1 protein-coding gene is annotated in these 1,343 nt (G+C 68.8%); it reads left to right on the forward strand.

All coding sequences use genetic code 11. The annotated features are described in order from the left end of the window. The coding region (locus A5696_RS00525; RefSeq protein WP_156738196.1) for a non-ribosomal peptide synthetase at positions 1–1,343 on the forward strand (1,343 nt) is incomplete at both ends.

The following is a 1,343-nucleotide window of genomic DNA, read 5'->3' on the forward strand; positions in this document are numbered from 1 at the left end:
ATCGCCTATCTGATCTACACGTCGGGTACGACGGGGACCCCGAAGGGGGTGGCGGTTCCGCATCGCAATGTGACGCGGCTGTTGGAGACCCTGGACGCCGACATGGGGTTGGCGGGGCGGGTGTGGTCACAGTGCCATTCGCTGGCGTTCGATTTCTCGGTGTGGGAGATCTGGGGCGCGCTGCTGTATGGCGGGCGGGTCGTCGTGGTGCCCGATGTGGTGGTGCGCTCGCCGGAGGATCTGCTGGCCTTGTTGGTGGCCGAGCGGGTCGGTGTGTTGAGTCAGACGCCGTCGGCGTTTTATGCGTTGCAGGCCGCCGATGCGGCGCAGCCGGAGGTAGGGGACCAGCTGTCGCTGGAGGCGGTGGTGTTCGGCGGGGAGGCGCTGGAGCCGCAGCGGCTGCGGTCGTGGTTTGAGCGCCATGCGGGTGCGCCGCGGTTGATCAATATGTATGGCATCACCGAGACGACGGTGCATGCGTCGTTTCGCGAGATTGTGGCCGGTGACGTGGACGGCGTGGTCAGCCCGATCGGGCTGCCGTTGGCCCATCTGGGGTTTTTCGTGCTGGATGGGTGGTTGCAGCCGGTGCCGGCCGGTGTGGTGGGGGAGTTGTATGTGGCCGGTGCGGGGGTGGCCTATGGGTATGTGGGCCGGGCGGGGTTGAGCGCGACGCGGTTTGTGGCGTGTCCGTTCGGTCGGCCCGGGGCGCGCATGTATCGGACCGGGGATCTGGTGTGCTGGGGTGCCGACGGGCAGTTGCGCTACCTGGGTCGGGCCGATGAGCAGGTCAAGATCCGTGGGTATCGCATCGAGTTGGGCGAAGTGCAGGCGGCGTTGAACGACCTGGACGGGGTGGCGCAGGCGGTGGTGATCGCCCGCGAGGACCGTCCCGGCGACAAACGCCTGGTCGGCTACGTGACCGGGACGGCGGATCCGGTTCAGTTGCGTGCCGCCATGGCCGAGCGGTTGCCCGTTTACATGGTGCCGTCCGCGGTGGTGGCGATGGAGGCGCTGCCGTTGACGGTCAACGGCAAGCTGGACACCCGCGCGCTGCCGGCACCCGAGTACCAGGACGTGGATCGGTACCGGGCCCCGGCGGACGCGGTCGAGGAGATCTTGGCCGATATCTATGCCCAGGTGCTGGGGTTGGAGCGGGTCGGGGTGGACGAGTCGTTCTTCGAGTTGGGTGGCGACAGCATCTTGTCGATGCAGGTGGTGGCGCGGGCGCGGGCCGCCGGGGTGCTGTGCCGGCCGCGCGACATCTTCGTCGAGCAGACCGTGGCCCGGCTGGCCCGGGTGGCCGGGGTGGCCGACGGCGCCCAGGTGGTCGATGACGGCGTCGG

Origin of the sequence: Mycobacterium sp. E2699 (genome assembly GCF_001666745.1) — a bacterium.
GTDB lineage: Bacteria > Actinomycetota > Actinomycetes > Mycobacteriales > Mycobacteriaceae > Mycobacterium.